13 protein-coding genes and 1 tRNA gene are annotated in these 16,163 nt (G+C 70.4%); 3 read left to right on the top strand and 11 right to left on the bottom strand.

Going from position 1 to position 16,163, the window contains the following annotated elements; genetic code table 11:
* Nucleotides 1-45: 45 nt before the first annotated feature.
* The 8 genes from thrB to HUJ41_RS04400 form a co-directional block, all read right to left on the bottom strand.
* Complete coding sequence (gene thrB, locus HUJ41_RS04435) at nt 46-999, bottom strand: homoserine kinase (RefSeq protein WP_179873516.1); 954 nt, start codon at nt 997-999, stop codon at nt 46-48.
* The gene (thrC, locus tag HUJ41_RS04430; protein WP_152583455.1) at nt 996-2,078 is read right to left on the bottom strand and encodes a threonine synthase; all 1,083 of its coding nucleotides are present in this window, start codon (nt 2,076-2,078) and stop codon (nt 996-998) included. Before thrC ends, thrB begins: the two co-directional genes overlap by 4 nt.
* Nucleotides 2,075-3,403 (bottom strand): homoserine dehydrogenase, encoded by a 1,329-nt coding sequence (locus HUJ41_RS04425; RefSeq protein WP_179873515.1) that lies wholly within the window; start codon nt 3,401-3,403, stop codon nt 2,075-2,077. The genes thrC and HUJ41_RS04425 overlap by 4 nt, the downstream gene beginning before the upstream one ends.
* A gap of 79 nt (nt 3,404-3,482) precedes the next feature.
* Nucleotides 3,483-4,919, bottom strand: a complete 1,437-nt coding sequence (gene lysA / locus HUJ41_RS04420; RefSeq protein WP_179873514.1) for a diaminopimelate decarboxylase — start codon at nt 4,917-4,919, stop codon at nt 3,483-3,485.
* Nucleotides 4,920-5,029: 110 nt separating this feature from the next.
* Entirely contained in the window at nt 5,030-5,893 is an 864-nt protein-coding gene (locus HUJ41_RS04415; RefSeq protein WP_179873513.1) for an LmeA family phospholipid-binding protein, read from the bottom strand.
* Nucleotides 5,894-5,895: 2 nt separating this feature from the next.
* Nucleotides 5,896-7,563 carry an arginine--tRNA ligase gene (locus HUJ41_RS04410; RefSeq protein ID WP_179873512.1) on the bottom strand — a complete coding sequence of 556 codons (1,668 nt, stop codon included), beginning with the start codon at nt 7,561-7,563 and terminating at the stop codon, nt 5,896-5,898.
* A gap of 43 nt (nt 7,564-7,606) precedes the next feature.
* Entirely contained in the window at nt 7,607-9,220 is a 1,614-nt protein-coding gene (locus HUJ41_RS04405) for an L-lactate permease (protein ID WP_179873511.1), read from the bottom strand.
* A 108-nt stretch (nt 9,221-9,328) separates the two neighbouring features.
* Nucleotides 9,329-10,180, bottom strand: a complete 852-nt coding sequence (locus tag HUJ41_RS04400) for a transglutaminase-like domain-containing protein (protein ID WP_179873510.1) — start codon at nt 10,178-10,180, stop codon at nt 9,329-9,331.
* Nucleotides 10,181-10,222: 42 nt separating this feature from the next.
* On the opposite strand from HUJ41_RS04400, the gene HUJ41_RS04395 reads away from it, so the two are divergent.
* A tRNA-Arg gene (locus tag HUJ41_RS04395) sits at nt 10,223-10,295 on the top strand.
* Nucleotides 10,296-10,356: 61 nt separating this feature from the next.
* Here the strand turns inward: HUJ41_RS04395 and HUJ41_RS04390 are convergent.
* Nucleotides 10,357-10,833, bottom strand: a complete 477-nt coding sequence (locus HUJ41_RS04390) for an ATP-dependent zinc protease family protein (RefSeq protein ID WP_179873509.1) — start codon at nt 10,831-10,833, stop codon at nt 10,357-10,359.
* 24 nt (nt 10,834-10,857) lie between these two features.
* On the opposite strand from HUJ41_RS04390, the gene HUJ41_RS04385 reads away from it, so the two are divergent.
* Entirely contained in the window at nt 10,858-12,048 is a 1,191-nt protein-coding gene (locus tag HUJ41_RS04385; RefSeq protein ID WP_179873508.1) for a RimK family alpha-L-glutamate ligase, read from the top strand.
* 19 nt (nt 12,049-12,067) lie between these two features.
* Here the strand turns inward: HUJ41_RS04385 and HUJ41_RS04380 are convergent, their stop codons facing one another.
* Nucleotides 12,068-13,510, bottom strand: coding sequence for an XRE family transcriptional regulator (locus HUJ41_RS04380; RefSeq protein ID WP_179873507.1), 1,443 nt, complete (start codon nt 13,508-13,510; stop codon nt 12,068-12,070).
* 129 nt (nt 13,511-13,639) lie between these two features.
* Here HUJ41_RS04380 and HUJ41_RS04375 point away from each other — a divergent pair, with 129 nt between their 5' ends.
* The gene (locus tag HUJ41_RS04375; RefSeq protein ID WP_179873506.1) at nt 13,640-15,532 is read left to right on the top strand and encodes a phosphoenolpyruvate carboxykinase (GTP); all 1,893 of its coding nucleotides are present in this window, start codon (nt 13,640-13,642) and stop codon (nt 15,530-15,532) included.
* 36 nt (nt 15,533-15,568) lie between these two features.
* Here the strand turns inward: HUJ41_RS04375 and HUJ41_RS04370 are convergent, their stop codons facing one another.
* Complete coding sequence (locus HUJ41_RS04370; RefSeq protein ID WP_179873505.1) at nt 15,569-16,129, bottom strand: hypothetical protein; 561 nt, start codon at nt 16,127-16,129, stop codon at nt 15,569-15,571.
* Between the last annotated feature and the right edge of the window lie 34 nt (nt 16,130-16,163).

The following is a 16,163-nucleotide window of genomic DNA, read 5'->3' as shown; positions in this document are numbered from 1 at the left end:
ACGGGGAAACTCAGAGCTGAGGGTGAATTCCGGTCGGATCGTGGGCTAGGCCGCAGCGTCCGCCGGACGTTCGATAACTGTAGCACCCTTGAAATCGACGGCCAGCATGTGCGACTCCCACGGCGTGGTGGCGTGGCTCCGTACGAGCTCGGCGGCCTTCAGCCGCTGCGCCGGATCGCTGCACAGGACGAGGATCGAGGGTCCAGCACCCGAGACGACGGCCGCGAAGCCCGCGGTGCGCAGGAGCTGGATGAGAGCATCCGTCTCGGGCATGGCGCTCGCCCGATAGCTCTGGTGCAGGCGGTCCTCCGTGGCGGCGTGGAGCAGTTCGGGGCTCTGGATGAGGGCCGCGATGAGGAGGGCGGAGCGCGAGACGTTGAAGATGGCGTCCTGGTGCGGCACCGACTCGGGCTGGAGCGAGCGGGCGAGCGCCGTGGACATCGTGCTCGACTCGGGCACGCATACGAGGAGGGAGACCCCGCGGTGGACGGTGAGGCGCTTGTGCTGCGGCCCCTCGGGAGTCACCCACGCGATCGTGAGGCCGCCGAAGAGCGCGGGGGCCACGTTGTCGGGGTGGCCCTCGAGCTCGGTCGCGCGCGCGAGCAGCGCGTCGGAGTCGAGGTCGACGATGCCGGCGAGGAGCCCCTTGGCGGCCATGACGCCCGCGACGATCGCGGCGCCGGAGGAGCCCATGCCGCGCCCGTGCGGAATCACGTTGTTCGCCACGAGGTCGAGCCCGGGCATGGGCAACTCGTAGTGGTCGAAGGTGTGGCGGATCGCGCGCACGACGAGGTTCGTGTCATCGGTGGACACCTCTCCCGCACCGACGCCGCGCACGTCGACGGTCGCGCCGGGCGCCTGACGCACCGTCACCTCGAGCTCGTCGTAGACGGAGAGCGCGAGACCGAGCGTGTCGAAGCCTGGGCCGAGGTTCGCGGTCGTCGCCGGCACCTTGACGTGCACGCTGCGCCCCGCGAGCCGGGGGTCGACCGCGGTCACGCGCTCACCCGCTGCAGGCCGAGCACCGAGGCGACCTCGGCGGTGTCGACACCGACGACCGTGGGCTGCACGTCGACGCCGTCGGGGCCCTTGAGCGCCCACTGCGGGTCTTTGAGCCCGTGGCCCGTGACCGTGAGCACGACCGTCGAGCCGGCCGGGATCGCTCCCGCCTCGGCGCGCTCGAGCAACCCGGCCACCGAGATGGCGCTCGCGGGTTCGACGAAGATGCCGACCTCGCGCGAGAGCAGACGGTGCGCCTCGAGGATGCCGGCGTCGTCGATCGCGCCGAAGTAGCCCCGGCTGTCATCCCGCGCCGTGAGAGCGAGCTCCCACGATGCCGGGTTGCCGATGCGGATCGCGCTCGCGATCGTCTCGGGGTGCTTGACGGGCTCGCCGAGCACGATGGGCGCGCTGCCCGCGGCCTGGAAGCCGAGCATGCGCGGCATCTTGGTCGTCGTGCCGCGCTCGAGCTCCTCGCGGTAGCCGCGGTGGTAGGCCGTGTAGTTGCCCGCGTTGCCGACGGGCACGATGTGGAAGTCGGGGGCGTCCTCGAGCACCTCGACGACCTCGAACGCCGCCGTCTTCTGGCCCTCGATGCGATCGGGGTTGACCGAGTTGACGAGGTGCACGGGGTAGTTCGCGGCAAGGTCGCGCGCAATGTCGAGGCAGTCGTCGAAGTTGCCCTGAATCTGGATGAGTTCGGCCTTGTGGGCGACGGCCTGGCTGAGCTTGCCCATCGCGATCTTGCCGTCGGGCACGAGCACGGCGGCGGTGATACCCGCGTGCGTCGCGTACGCGGCGGCGGAGGCGGAGGTGTTGCCGGTCGACGCGCAGATGACGGCCTTGGCACCGTGCTCGACGGCCTTCGAGATCGCCATCGTCATGCCGCGATCCTTGAACGACCCGGTGGGGTTCATGCCCTCGTATTTGACGAAGACCTTCGCGCCCGTGCGCTCCGAGAGGTACCGCGCCGGAATGAGGGGCGTGCCGCCCTCCCCGAGCGTGATGATGGGGGTCGCCTCGCTGATGTCGAGACGATCGGCGTACTCGCGCAGCACGCCCTTCCACTGCCTGCTCATGAGAGCCCTTCTACTCGCAGCACGCTCGCGATGCGGTGCACCACGCTGCTGCTGGTCAGTGCCGCGACCGTTGCGGCGAGATCGGCCTCTGCGGCCCGGTGAGTACCGATCACCAGGGTAGCGGCGGCGGCTGACGGCTCCGAACCAGGCTCGGTCTCGGGCACCGTCTGCTCGAGCGTCTCGACCGAGACGCCGTGCTCGAGGAACACCGCGGCGATCGCGGCGAGCACGCCCGGCTCGTCGAGCACCTCGACGGTGATCTGATAGCGGGTCGTGATGGAGGAGATCGGCAGCACGGGGAGGTCGGCGTGCGTGCTCTCGGCAACGCCGGGGCCTCCGACGACGTGCCGGCGCGCAGCCGAGACGACGTCGCCCAGGACGGCCGAAGCCGTCTGGATGCCGCCCGCTCCGGCCCCGTAGAACATGAGGGGCCCGGCCGCCTCCGCCTCGACGAAGACGGCATTGTTCGCGCCGTGCACGGCCGCAAGCGGGTGGGTGTCTGGTACGAGCGCGGGGTAGACGCGGGCCGAGACGCCGTCGACCCCGTCGGCATCGCTCAGGCGCTCGCAGATCGCGAGCAGCTTGACGACGTAGCCGGCCTTGCGCGCGGCGACCACCTGGTCGAGGGTGACGCCCGTGATGCCCTCGCGGTGCACCGACTCGATCGGCACGAGCGTGTGGAAGGCGAGGCTCGCGAGGATGCCGGCCTTCTGCGCGGCGTCGTAGCCCTCGATGTCGGCCGTCGGGTCGGCCTCGGCGTAGCCGAGCTCGCCCGCGATCGCGAGCGCCTGCTCGAGCGACTCGCCCCGCGTGTCCATGCGGTCGAGGATGAAGTTCGTCGTGCCGTTGACGATGCCGAGGATGCGCTCGACGCGGTCGCCCGCGAGCGAGTCGCGCAGCGGCCGGATGATCGGGATCGCCCCGCCGACGGCGGCCTCGTAGTAGAGCTGCGCGCCGACCTGGCCGGCCGCCTCGAACAGCTCGGGGCCGTGCGTGGCCATGAGCGCCTTGTTCGCCGTCACGACGTCCGCGCCCGAGGCTAGCGCCTGGAGGATGAGCGTGCGGGCCGGCTCGAGGCCGCCCATGAGCTCGACGACGATGTCGGAGCCGAGGATGAGCGACTCGGCGTCGGTCGTGAGCAGCTCGCGCGGCAGCTCGACGTCGCGCGGAGCATCCACATCGCGCACCGCGATGCCCGTGAGCTCGACGCCGGCGCCGATGCGGGCGGCGAGCTCGTCGGCGTGGGTCAGAAGCTGGTCGGCGACCTGGGCGCCGACGCTGCCGGCCCCCAGGAGGGCGATGCGGAGGTTGCGGTACTCGATCACTCGGTCTCTCCTTGATCGTGGGTTAGACGACCGGGACGGTCGTCTGCGCTGGCGTCGCGGTGACGCCCAGAAATGGGCGTCACTCTGAGCTCCAGCGCGCGGGGTCGACGGAGTCGTTCAGTTCGTAGCCGGTGTCCCGGCGCAGCAGATCGTGCTCGGTCTCGCGGCGCACGAGAGTGCGGGCCGTGCCGTCGCGCACGGCGACAACCGCGGGGCGGGTGAGGTAGTTGTAGTTGCTGGCGAGCGAGAAGCAGTAGGCGCCCGTCGCGGGTACCGCGACGAGGTCGCCCGCCCCGACGTCGCCCGGCAGCCAGTCGGCGTGCACGACGATGTCGCCACTCTCGCAGTGCTTGCCGGCGAGGCGCACGAGCACGGGGTCGACGGCCGAGCTGCGGCTCGCGAGCCGCACCGAGTAGTCGGCGCCGTACAGTGCGGGCCGCGCGTTGTCGCTCATGCCGCCGTCGACGCTCACGTAGCGGCGCACGGCGCTGCCGCCGTCGTCGAGCGCGACGGTGACATCCTTCGTCGTGCCGACCTCGTAGAGGGTGACGCCCGCGGGCCCGACGATCGTGCGCCCCGGCTCGACCGCGACGGCCGGCATCGGGATGCTCAGCTCGCGGCACACGCCCGCCACCGCCTCGGCGAGCCCCGTCGCGATGTCCTCGATCGCGGGCGGTGCGTCGCCGACGACGTAGGCGATGCCGAAGCCGCCGCCGAGGTTGAGCTCGGGAACGTCGCCCCCGGCGAGCAGCTCGGCGTGCACGGCGAGCAAGCGCCGGGCAGCTTCGAGAAAGCCGTCGACGACGAAGATCTGCGAGCCGATGTGGGAGTGCAGGCCGAGGAAGCGCAGCGACGGCCGCGCGCGGATCGCGGTGACCGCCGCGACCGCGTCGACGAGCGGGATGCCGAACTTCTGGTCCTCCCGCGCCGTCGCGAGGTACTCGTGGGTGTGCGCGTGCACACCAGAGTTGATGCGCAACCGCACCGACTGGGTGCGGTCGTGGCGCTGCGCGGCGTCGGCGACGCGCTCGACCTCCTCGAGGCTGTCGAGCACGATCGTGCCCACGCCCGCGGCGACCGCACGGTCGATCTCGGCGAGCGACTTGTTGTTGCCGTGCAGGCCGAGCAGCGCGGGGTCCACCCCCGCTGCGAGCGCGACCGCGAGCTCGCCGCCGCTCGCGACATCGAGGCGGAGGCCCGCCTCGACCATCCACCGGGCGACCTCGGTCGTCAGGAGAGCCTTGGAGGCGTAGTAGACGGTCGCGCGCGAGCCGTGCGCCGCGAAGGCCGAGACGAATGCCTCGCGCGTGCGCGCGGCGCGGGCACGGGCATCCGTCTCATCGACGATGTAGAGGGGCGTGCCGTGGTCGGCGGCGAGGCGGCTCGCCGCGACTCCCCCGATCTCGAGCTCGCCGGAGGACGTGCGCCGCGCGGTAGCCGGCCAGAGCGGCGAGTCGAGCGCGTTCGCGTCACCGGGGCGGATCAGCCACGGCGGAGCGAGCGCGTTGTCGAGCACGGTAAACACCTCACGGGGGAAATCTGCATGTGTTGTGAGGCGAGCGAACCCGGCTTGGTCCCTGAAGCCGCCGCCAGTCTAGCCGCGTCGCACCGGGCGCGGCCCGCACGTCAGCCGCAGGAGCCGAGCTCGGCGAACCCCGGGCCGCCCAGAGCGGTCTCCTCGGCCGCGAGCACGATGACGAGCTGCTCGTCGCCCACCTGCACCGACGTGAGGGTCAGTGCGGCGGGCAGAAGCTCGGCGACGCAGAAGTCACGGGAGTCGAGGAGCGGGTCCACGATGGCTCCGAACTGCGAGCGCAGCGCCTCGACGTCGATGCTCTGGCCGTTGAAGTCGATGCTGCGCGGCGTGAACGCGAGGCGGCCCTCGTCGACGGAGGGCTCGACGCCGATCGCGAGGTCGAAGCTCGCACCGAAGATCTCGAACCCGGTGCCGAATCTGATCAGGCGGTCGTCGAGCGCGATGTCGTTGACGACAGTGCCGGCGAGGAAGCCGGAGAGCCCCGCGAGGTCGCCCTCCGCGACGCGGTAGACGGCCTGGAGCTTCTCGGTGGGCTGCTCGAGGTCGAGCGGCACCCCCGATGCGATGATCTCGAGATCGCCGCGCAGCTCCCCCACCGGGAGGCCGGGCACGTCGACCGTGACGCCGTCGAGCTCACCGCCGGCCAGTTGCGCGAGCACCGAGAACCCGACGAACCCCACCTCGACCGGGTGGTCCTCCTCGAGATCGAAGGCCTCCCGCACCTCCGTCGCGATGAGCAGCGTGCCCTGCTGGCGCGCGATGGACTCGCCCACGACGGCCGCGACGACGAGGGCGCCGAGGAGCGCGAGGACGACCGCGACTGCGATGAGGATGCGCCGCCGTCGGCGGCGATCGTGCGGCGAGGTCTCGCCCGCGGACTGCTCCTGCGCCGCGGGCTCCTGCTCCACGAGCTCCTGCTGCCCGTGCTGCTGCTCCCTCGCCGGGTCGCTCACGGTTACATCCTCTCCGGGGCGGAGACGCCCAGCAGGGTCAGGCCGTTGCGCAGCACCTGGCCGGTCGCATCGCTCAGGACGAGCCGCGTGCCGTGCACGGCCTCGACGGGGTGATCGCCCTGCGGCGTCACGCGGCACGAGTCGTACCAGCGGTGGAAGGCCGCGGCGAGCTCCTCGAGGTACCGCGCGACGCGGTGCGGTTCGCGTAGCGACGCGGCCTGCGCGACGATGCGCGGAAACTCGGCGAGCGCTCCGAGCAGAATGCTCTCCGTCTCGTGGGTGAGCAGGCTCGCATCGAAGCTCGCGGCGTCGACCCCCGCTGCCGCCGCGTTGCGGGCGACCTGGTGGGTGCGGGCGTGCGCGTACTGCACGTAGAACACGGGGTTGTCGTTCGTGCGCTTGCGCAGCAGCTCGGGGTCCAGCGTGAGCGGGGAGTCGGCCGGGTAGCGCCCGAGCGAGTAGCGCAGAGCATCCGTACCCAGCCACTCCCGCAGGTCGTCGAGCTCGATGATGTTGCCCGCACGCTTCGACAGCCGTGCGCCGTTGATGCTCACGAGCTGCCCGATGAGCACCTCGATGTCGCGCTCGGGGTCGTCACCCGCCGCGCCCGCGAGCGCCTTGAGGCGGTGCACGTAGCCGTGGTGGTCGGCGCCCAGCAGGTAGATCGTGAGGCCGAAGCCGCGATCGCGCTTCGACAGGTAGTAGGCGGCGTCGGCGGCGAAGTAGGTGTAGACGCCGTTGCCCCGCCGGATCACGCGATCCTTGTCGTCGCCGAAGTCGGTCGTGCGCACCCAGATCGCGTCGTCCTCGTCGAAGACGTGCCCCTGCACCCGCAGGCGGTCGACGGCCTCGTCGATGGGGCTCGCACCGGATGCCGGGTCGGGAGCGTGCAGAGTCCGCTCGCTGAACCACACGTCGAAGTGCACGTTGAAGAGCTCGAGCGACGACTGGATCTCGGCCAGCTGCCACGCGTAGGCGAGCTCGCGCGCGACGAGGATCGCCTCCGCGCGCGGCAGGTCGCCCAGATCGGGGCGCTCCACGAGAGCACGGGCTCCGAGCTCGGCGATGTAGGTGCCGGGGTATGCGCCCTCCGGCGCCGGCTCGCCGAGCGCCGCGGCGAGCACCGACTCGCCGAAGGTGTCGATCTGCGCTCCCGCGTCGTTGATGTAGAACTCGCTCGTCACGGCGGCGCCCGCCGCGGCGAGCACGCGACGGAGCGAGTCGCCGAGGGCCGCCCAGCGGGTGTGGCCGATGTGGAGCGGCCCCGTCGGGTTCGCCGATACGAACTCGAGGTTGATGACCTCGCCCGCGAGCGCGTCGTTGCGGCCGTAGGCCTCTCCCTGCTCGACGATGGCCCGCGCGAGCTCACCGGCGGCACCCGCCTCCAGGCGGATGTTGAGGAACCCGGGGCCGGCGATCTCGACAGCGGCGACGCCCTCGATCGCGAGGATGCCCGGCTCGAGCTCCTCGGCGAACGCGCGCGGGGGCATCCCGAGTCGTTTCGCCCACTTGAGAGCGATCGAGGTCGCCCAGTCGCCGTGATCGCGATTGCGCGGGCGCTCCAGAGCGATGTCGTCGACCGTGAGCGAGGTCGCCTGACCGGCGTCTCGTCGCTCGACCGCGCCCTGGACGACGGCGAGCAGAGCGGAGGCGAGGTCGGCGGGATTCACGACTGCCGATCCTATCGGGCGGGCGACGCGCCCATCGCGCTGCTCAGGGCACCATCCAGCCGAGCACGGGCGTCGACTGCAGCACGATGAGCACCGTGATGAGCGCGAGCAGCCCCAGGCTCCACGGCAGGAGCTTGCGCAGCAGGGCACCCTCCGAGCCGGGCTGACCGACGGCCGCCGCACCGACCGCCAGATTCTGCACCGAGAGCATCTTGCCCAGAACACCCGCCGAGGAGTTCGCGGCCGCCATGAGCACCGGCGGCAGCCCCACCTGCTCGGCCGCGGCGACCTGCACCGGGCCGAACAGCACGTTCGACGACGTGTCCGAGCCCGTCAGAGCCACACCGATCCAGCCGATGATCGGCGACAGCACCACGAAGAAGCCGCCGGCAGACGCCAGCGCCACCCCGATCGACGTCGCCTGGCCGGAGAGATTCATGACGAAGGACAGCCCGAGCACCGCCGTGACCGTCACGATCGTCCACCGCAGCTGATGCAGCGTCGCACCGTACGCGCGCAGCGCCGTGCGAGGCGCCAGGCGGTAGAGCCCCACCGTGATCAGGCCCGAGAGCAGCAGCAGCGTGCCAGTGGCGCGCAGCGTGTCGAGGTGCATCGTCTGCGCGCTCGCCGGCTCGCCGGCTGCTGTCACGACGTCGAGCCCGGGCCAGGCGAAGGCGACGGTGCCGATCTCCGCGAGCCACTGCGCGATGACCGGAACCTGAACCAGCGAGAACACGCCGATCACGACCGCGTACGGCGCGACCGCCATGAGCACCTCGCGCGCCGGGGGCCGCTCGATCGCGACCGCGCCGACCTCCACCGCCCCGTTCATGCCGACGAGTTCGACGGGCTGCCACACGCGCAGCATCAGGAGCACGGCAATGATCGTGAGCACCGCCGCGACGACGTCGGTCAACTCGACCGCGAAGAAGTTCGCGGTCACGAACTGCGCGGCCCCGAACACGAGGCCCGCCACGAGAGCGACCGGCCAGGTCTGACGAATCCCGCGTCGGCCATCCACGAGGAACACGAGGATGAGCGGTACGAGAACCGCGATGAACGGCGTCTGACGGCCCGTCATCGCTGCGATGTCGGCGAGCGGCAGGCCCGTGACGCCCGCGAGAGCGATGACGGGCGCCGCGAGCGCCCCGAAGGCGACCGGCGCCGTGTTCGCGAGCAGGGATACGAGTGCCGCCTTGAGCGGTGCCATGCCCGCCGCGAGCAGCATCGCCGCCGAGATGGCCACCGGTGCGCCGAAGCCCGCCAAAGATTCCAGGAGCGCACCGAAGCAGAACGCGATGAGGATCGAGAGGATGCGCAGGTCGTCGCTCACCGAGCGGATCGTGCGGCTGAACACCTCGAACCAGGGCGTCACCACGGTCAGCCGGTAGATCCAGAGCGCATTCACCAGGATCCACAGGATCGGGAAGAGCCCGTAGAACACGCCCTCGGCCGCCGCGCTCAGCGCCTGCACGGGCGGCATGCGCCACGCCACGACAGCCAGCACGATCGACAGGGCGAGCGCCGCGAGAGCCGCGAAGGGCGCGCGCACCTTGAGGGCGCCGAGGAGCACGAACAGCAAAAGTAGCGGCAGAGCCGCCGCGATCGCCGACAGCGCGAGCGAACCGAACAACGGGGCGATCTCCTGCTCGAACACGAATGCTTACGCTGTCACCGGGAAGAGCCCGCCGCAAGAGCCCGACCCAGAATGAGGACCAAGGTCCCGACGACCCTCCTCCCCGCTCGACCTCAGCGGGGCGACAGCTCAGCCGAGCGCGACCAGCGCGTGCGGGTCGTCGACCGTCGGCTGCACGGCGTCACCCCACGCCCCGGCGGCTCGCACACTTAATCCCCGCAGCATGAGCGCCGAGCCGTCGTTCGCCAGAAACGCCGTGTCCGCCGCATCGCGACCCGTCGCGATGCGCAGCATGCCCTCGCGGGGCGCGAGCCCCGTCGCATCGACAACCCACCACCGACCCTCGATCGCGACCTCGACGACCGCATGAAAATCCATAGGAGACAGCTCCGGCGCATAGACCGAGACGAGCCGCGCCGGCAGATCCGTCGCCCGCAGCAGACCGGCCATCAGGTGCGCGAAATCACGACACACGCCCTTGCCCGTCGCGAGAACCTCCGGCAGACCATCCGTCGCCGCGGACGACCCCAGCGAATAGTCGAGCAGCTCGCCCACCATCGCGCGCGCCGCAGCGATGCGCGCAGCCGGGTCCAGCGCTCCCAACGCCGCCACCTCCTCCGCGTCCATCAGAGCACCGGGCAGCAGATCGGATTGCACGTAGCGGCTCGGCCGAACGTCCTCCACCAGATCCCGCTCCACGACCACCGCCGGAGTCGCACGACCCTCCACCTCCGCCCCGTACCGCACCTCCAGCTCGCCGGCCGGCACCGTCGCCCGATGCCAGCGCGTGCCCGCGCGACCCTCCAGCTCACGCAGCTCCACGGGGCGGCCATCGACCTCGACCGAGAGCGACTCGACCACCCGCAGACCCGGCGATCGGGCCACCGCGACCGCCAGAACGATGCTCGTCGGCTCCCCCACCGACGCGCGCAACGAGCAGCCCACCGCGCGGTGGTCAGAGCCGCTCACCGGGATCGTCATGCGCACATGCTGGCACGGAAGCCGGTAGGATCGACGCATCCCGCCTCCGTAGCTCAGGGGATAGAGCGCCAGTTTCCGGTACTGAAGGTCGCAGGTTCGATTCCTGTCGGGGGCGCTGTGCCGATTCCTTCTTGGCTGTCCGTATTGCTACGCGGCCGCTGGCGCTGCGAGCGCGGTCAGCGGTCGCGGTTGCGGCGGCGGATCTCGCGCGGGGCACGGCCGCCGAGGAACGACTTGGCGGGGTCCACGAGGAAGCCCTGACGCAGTGCCTGCCGCCCGATGAGCATCCGGAACCCCATCTCATCGCGGTTCGACAGCGTCATCTCGGTCTCGATCTCGCGGCCCAGCAGGGCGATCCGCATGATGACGACGATGCGCTCCTCGACATGCCCCGACGACGAGCGCACGTGGCGACGATCATGGATCGGGCACTCGACGACGACCGCATCCTCGCGCGACTCCTGCCACGGCTGCAGCCGGAACCTCACCCGCTCGGAAGCGCCCTCCCCGGTGAGCGTGACATCGTAGGCGTGCACAGAGGAACTGCGGGCGCCCGTATCGAGCTTCGCCTTGATCCACGGCACCCCGGCACCCGGCAGGCTGACCCACTCGCGCCACCCCGCGACGATGCTTGACTGGGCCTTGTCCGTCACTCGACCATCATCCCAGGGAAGTTCATGAAACTCGGCATCCTGTCGCGCGCACCGAAGTCATACTCCACGCAGCGGCTGCGCGCCGCGGCCGTCGAGCGCGGGCACGACGTCAAGGTGCTCAACACGCTGCGGTTCGCCATCGACCTCTCCCAGGACGAGCCGGACCTGCAGTTCCGCGGCCGTCCCCTCTCGACCTACGACGCCGTGCTGCCGCGCATCGGCAACTCGATCACCTACTTCGGCACCGCGGTCGTGCGCCAGTTCGAGCAGATGGACGTCTTCACGCCCAACACCGCGAACGGCATCAGCACCGCGCGCGACAAGCTGCGTGCCACGCAGGTGCTCTCCCGCCACGGCATCGGGATGCCCGCGACGGCCTTCGTGCGGAACCGCGCCGACGTGCGCCCCGCCATCGAGCACGTCGGAGGAGCCCCCGTCGTCATCAAGCTCCTCGAAGGCACCCAGGGCATCGGCGTGATCCTCGCCCCCCAGGTGAAGGTCGCCGAGGCGATCATCGAGACGCTGCACTCGACCAACCAGAACGTGCTCATCCAGCAGTTCATCGCCGAGAGCCGCGGTCGCGACATCCGCGCCCTCGTCGTCGGCGACCGGGTCGTCGCGGCGATGCGCCGCACCGCGGAGGGCGACGAGTTCCGCTCCAACGTCCACCGCGGCGGCAGCGTCGAGGCCGTCGACCTGAGCCCCGAGTACGTGCGCACCGCGGTGCGCTCCGCCCAGATCATGGGCCTGCGGGTCGCGGGCGTCGACATGCTCGAGGGCAACGACGGGCCGCTCGTCATGGAGGTCAACTCCTCCCCAGGGCTGCAGGGCATCGAGTCGGCGACGAAGCTCGACATCGCGGGCGCCATCATCGACTACATCTCGCACGAGGTCGCCTTCCCCGACATCGACGTGCGGCAGCGACTCGCGGTGTCGACGGGTTACGGCGTGGCCGAGCTTCTCGTGCACGCTGGAGCCGACGTCGTGGGTCGCACGCTGGGTGAGTCGGGCATCCTCGACAAGGACATCACGGTGCTGACCCTCAATCGCGGCGCGACGGTCATTCCGAACCCCCGCATGAAGCAGGTTCTGGAAGCCGGAGACCGACTGCTGTGCTTCGGCAAGATGGAGGAGATGCGGTCGATGACGCCGTCGCGCCGGCGACGCCGGGCCTCGGTGCGCAAGCTCCCCAAGCAGCCCCCGATCTCCTCCTGAGCTCGCCCCCGGGGCGTCGTCAGCTCTCGCCGTCGCCCGCGTGCTCGTCGAGGAACGCGTAAAGCTCCTGATCGTCCACGCCGGGGAAGGTTCCGCTCGGCAGCGGCGACAGGATGTGCGCGTGCAGCTTCGCGCTCGTCCACGCCTTGCCCCGCCAGCGCTGCGCGAGATCGCTCGGCGGGTGCTTGCAGCACACCGGGTCGGGGCACGTAGAGTGCTCGCGGTTGCTCGTCTCGCGACCGCGGAACCACTTCGCATCGGCGAACGGCACCCCCACCGTGATCGAGAACTCGTCGTTCGCGCTCGTCGTACCGGTCTGCGTCGACTCCCAGAACGTGCCCTCGGGAGTGTCGGTGTACTGGTAGTACTCGGTCGTGCGGTTCGTGCGCGTCATGGCCACGCGCGCACTCCACTTGCGGCACACGAGCTGCCCTTCCGTCGAACCGGTGACGTCGACAGGCAGCCTCAGCCCGTCATTCTCGTAGGCCTTGTACACCGCGCCGTCATCGCCGACGCGGAGGAAGTGCAAGGACAGGTCGAGGTAGGTCGTCGCGAGGTTCGTGAAGCGCAGTGCCGCCGCCTCGTGCGTGACGCCGAAGGCGTCGCGGAAGTCCTCGACCGCGATGTTGCGGTCGGCCTTCGCCTGCGTGAGGAAGGCGACAGACTGCTCACGCGGCATGAGGCAGGCGGCGGCGAAGTAGTTGATCTCGAGCCGCTGGCGCAGGAACTCGGCGTAGGTCGCCGGCACGCGGTGCTCGAGCAGCCGGTGCGCGATCGCCTGCAGAGCCATCGACCGCAGCCCGTGCCCGCCGGGAATCGACGCCGGCGGCAGGTAGATGCGCCCGTTCTCGAGGTCGGTGACGGAGCGCGCCGAGTGCGGCAGATCGTTCACGTAGACGAGCTCGAAGCCGAGGCGCGTCGCCATGAGGCCCACCTCGCGGTGCGTGAGGGCGCCGCTCAGGTGGCCGGTCTCGGCGACCATCCGCTCGGCGAGCTCCTCGATCTCCGGCAGATGGTTGTCGAGCGTGCGCATGTGCAGCCGCTGAGCCGTGTTCGCGCGCCGTGCCTCTTCTGGCGTGGCGATCGCTTGGCGCTGGCGTTCGATGAGCGCCCGATGCAGGCCCACGAGCGACTCGAGCACGTCGTCCGGCATCGAGCGGGATGCGCGGACCATGGGCAGACCCAGAGCCGCATAGTGCGCGCTGCGCTGGGCGCGGTCCAGTTCGATCTCGAGCGCTGCGCGCGGGGTCGGAGGGGTGTCGTCGAGCAGGTCGGCGACGGTCACATCGAGAGTCTCGGCGAGCGCGCTCAGGAGTGTCACCCGCGGCTCTCGACGACCGTTCTCCATGAGGGAGAGCTGGCTGCCCGCAACGCCCACGCGCTCGCCGAGCGCATCGAGGGTCAGACCGGCCGCGTTGCGGAAGTGCCGCAGGCGCTGGCCGAGGGTCATGAGATCGTTCATGGATTCACCATATCGAAAGAATGGCCATTCTTTCCACCATTTTCCCGGCAAGATACCCCTCCCTCGCGCTCAAGATGGTGACAGCGGCCGATCCTCACACGCCGACACCGCCGCACACGGGAGAAGACCATGACGCTCATCGACCAGCGCACGCGAACGATCTCCGACGACGACTCGACCCCGCGCACCCCCGATCCCTCCTCGCCCGAATCGGGCGCCATCGGCATCGGCATGGACCGGCCGCAGGACGTGGATGCGTGGGTCGACGAGCTCGCGGCACTCATGGAGCCCGACGCCATCCACTGGGTCGACGGCTCGGCCCGCGAGCGTCACGCCCTGCTGCAGGGGCTTGTCGCGAGCGGAACCATCCAGCAGCTGAACCCCGATCTGCGACCGTACAGCTTCCTCGCCCGCTCGGACGCGAGCGATGTCGCCCGCATCGAGTCGCGCACCTTCATCTGCTCCGTCGAGAAGGACGACGCCGGCCCCACCAACAACTGGCGCGACCCCGCAGAGATGCGTGCCGAACTGGGCGAGCTCTTCGCCGGCAGCATGCGCGGCCGCACGCTCTACGTCGTGCCCTTCGCCATGGGCCCCCTCGGGTCGCCCATGACGAAGTACGGAGTGCAGATCACCGACTCCCCGTACGTCGTCGTGAGCATGGGCACGATGACCCGCATGGGCGATGCGGCGCTCGCGATGATCGCCCGCGGCGCCGACTGGGTTCCCGCCGTGCACAGCGTCGGCGCTCCGCTCGCGCCGGGCGAGACGGACGTGCCCTGGCCGTGCAACGACACGAAGTACATCGTGCACTACCCCGAGACGCGGGAGATCTGGTCGTACGGCTCGGCCTACGGCGGCAACGCCATCCTGCCGAAGAAGGCCTTCGCCTTGCGCATCGCCTCGGTCATCGCGCGGGATGAGGGCTGGCTCGCCGAGCACATGCTGCTCATCAAGGTGACAGCGCCCTCGGGCAAGTCGTACCACCTGGCGGCGGCCTTCCCCAGCGCGTGCGGCAAGACGAACCTCGCCATGCTCGCCCCCACGATCCCCGGCTGGAAGGTCGAGACCGTCGGAGACGACATCGCCTGGCTGCGCATCGGCCGGGATGGGCGCCTGCGCGCCATCAACCCCGAGGCCGGCTTCTTCGGCGTGGCTCCCGGCACCGGCCCCGAGACCAATCGCACGGCCATCGACACCCTGTGGGGCAACACGATCTTCACGAACGTCGCCCTGCGCGAGGACGGCGACGTGTGGTGGGAGGGGCTCACCCCGACGCCGCCCGCGAATCTCACCGACTGGCAGGGCGAGTCGTGGACCCCGCAGTCGGGGCGTCCCGCCGCGCACCCCAATTCACGCTTCACCGTGTCCGCCCGACAGTGTCCGAGCATCTCGGACGATTGGGAGGACCCGGAGGGCGTCGTCATCGACGCCATCATCTTCGGCGGCCGCCGAGCCAGCAACGTGCCCTTGGTGGTAGAGGCGCGCGACTGGGATCACGGCGTCTTCATGGGCGCCACGATCGCTTCCGAGCAGACGGCGGCCGCCGAGGGCACTGTGGGAGAGCTTCGCCGCGACCCCTTCGCGATGCTGCCCTTCACGGGCTACAACATGGCGGACTACTTCGCCCACTGGCTCGACTTCGGCGCCCGACTGCGCACCTCCGCCCGTGTGCCGCGCGTGTTCCAGGTGAACTGGTTCCGCAAGGGCGACGACGGCTCGTTCCTGTGGCCCGGCTTCGGCGAGAACGCCCGAGTGCTGCAGTGGATGATCGAGCGGCTCGAGGGCACTCAGCGCGCCGTCGAGACCCCTCTCGGGCTCGTCCCGACGACGACGGGCCTCAACCTGGAGGGGCTCGACATCGCCGAGGAGCAGCTCAGCGAGCTGTTCCGCATCGACCCTCGCGCCCTCGATCTCGAGACGCACGACATCGAGGAGTTCTTCGACACCTTCGGCCACCGGCTGCCGACAGAGCTGTACCGTCAGCTCGAGCTGCTGCGGGCCCGCCTCGGCGCCGCGTAGACGACTCGGCGCCGAGGGAGCCTCGCACGGCCGCGGTCAGCGGCGGTTGAGGAGGAACAGGAGCCCTGCGATCGCGTAGGCGATTGCGACGAGCGTCACGAGGATGTTGCCGCCGATCGCGATCCATCCCAGCGTCGTGGCGACCCACACGAGCGCGAGCACCGCGGGCACGAAGAAGAACCAGCGGGCGACCCCGCGCGCCACGCCCTTCTGGTAGATCACGATCGCACCCACGATGCCGCCGATGGCGAGCAGTACGGCGCCGACGGTCAGAAGCTCCCCGGGCAGCGATACGCCGAACACCCCGAGCAGCGGGACGAGTCCGAGCAGCAGGAAGCCGATGCCGAAGGCGACGAAGCCGATCTTGCCGAGCACCGAGCCGCCCACGACGCCGTTCGATCCGGTCTGGCCGAAGGCGAGGAAGAAGCCGCCGGCTCCGAGCAGCAGGAAGCCGATGATCGTGAGCCAGCTCGTGAGCTCGCCGCCGGACCCCGCTCCCTCCACGAGCAGCGCGATGAGCCAGAGCAGCGCCCCGAGGAGCATTCCTCCACCGCCGAAGAGCCTCCAGTTGGCAGAATTCTTGGTGACGCGTGCCATATCGATATCTCCTTCGATCACGATGGCGCCGACG

It is taken from the genome of Microcella indica (genome assembly GCF_013414345.1).
GTDB lineage: Bacteria > Actinomycetota > Actinomycetes > Actinomycetales > Microbacteriaceae > Microcella > Microcella indica.
This window is presented reverse-complemented; position numbering and strand designations above follow the sequence as displayed.

Bases quoted from the DNA above. Each gene is read 5' to 3' on its own strand.
- thrC (WP_152583455.1), bottom strand. From the start codon at position 2,078: ATGAGCAGGCAGTGGAAGGGCGTGCTGCGCGAGTACGCCGATCGTCTC.
- HUJ41_RS04400 (WP_179873510.1), bottom strand. From the start codon at position 10,180: ATGACGATCCCGGTGAGCGGCTCTGACCACCGCGCGGTGGGCTGCTCG.
- HUJ41_RS04385 (WP_179873508.1), top strand. From the start codon at position 10,858: ATGAAACTCGGCATCCTGTCGCGCGCACCGAAGTCATACTCCACGCAG.
- HUJ41_RS04380 (WP_179873507.1), bottom strand. From the start codon at position 13,510: ATGAACGATCTCATGACCCTCGGCCAGCGCCTGCGGCACTTCCGCAAC.
- HUJ41_RS04375 (WP_179873506.1), top strand. From the start codon at position 13,640: ATGACGCTCATCGACCAGCGCACGCGAACGATCTCCGACGACGACTCG.
- HUJ41_RS04370 (WP_179873505.1), bottom strand. From the start codon at position 16,129: ATGGCACGCGTCACCAAGAATTCTGCCAACTGGAGGCTCTTCGGCGGT.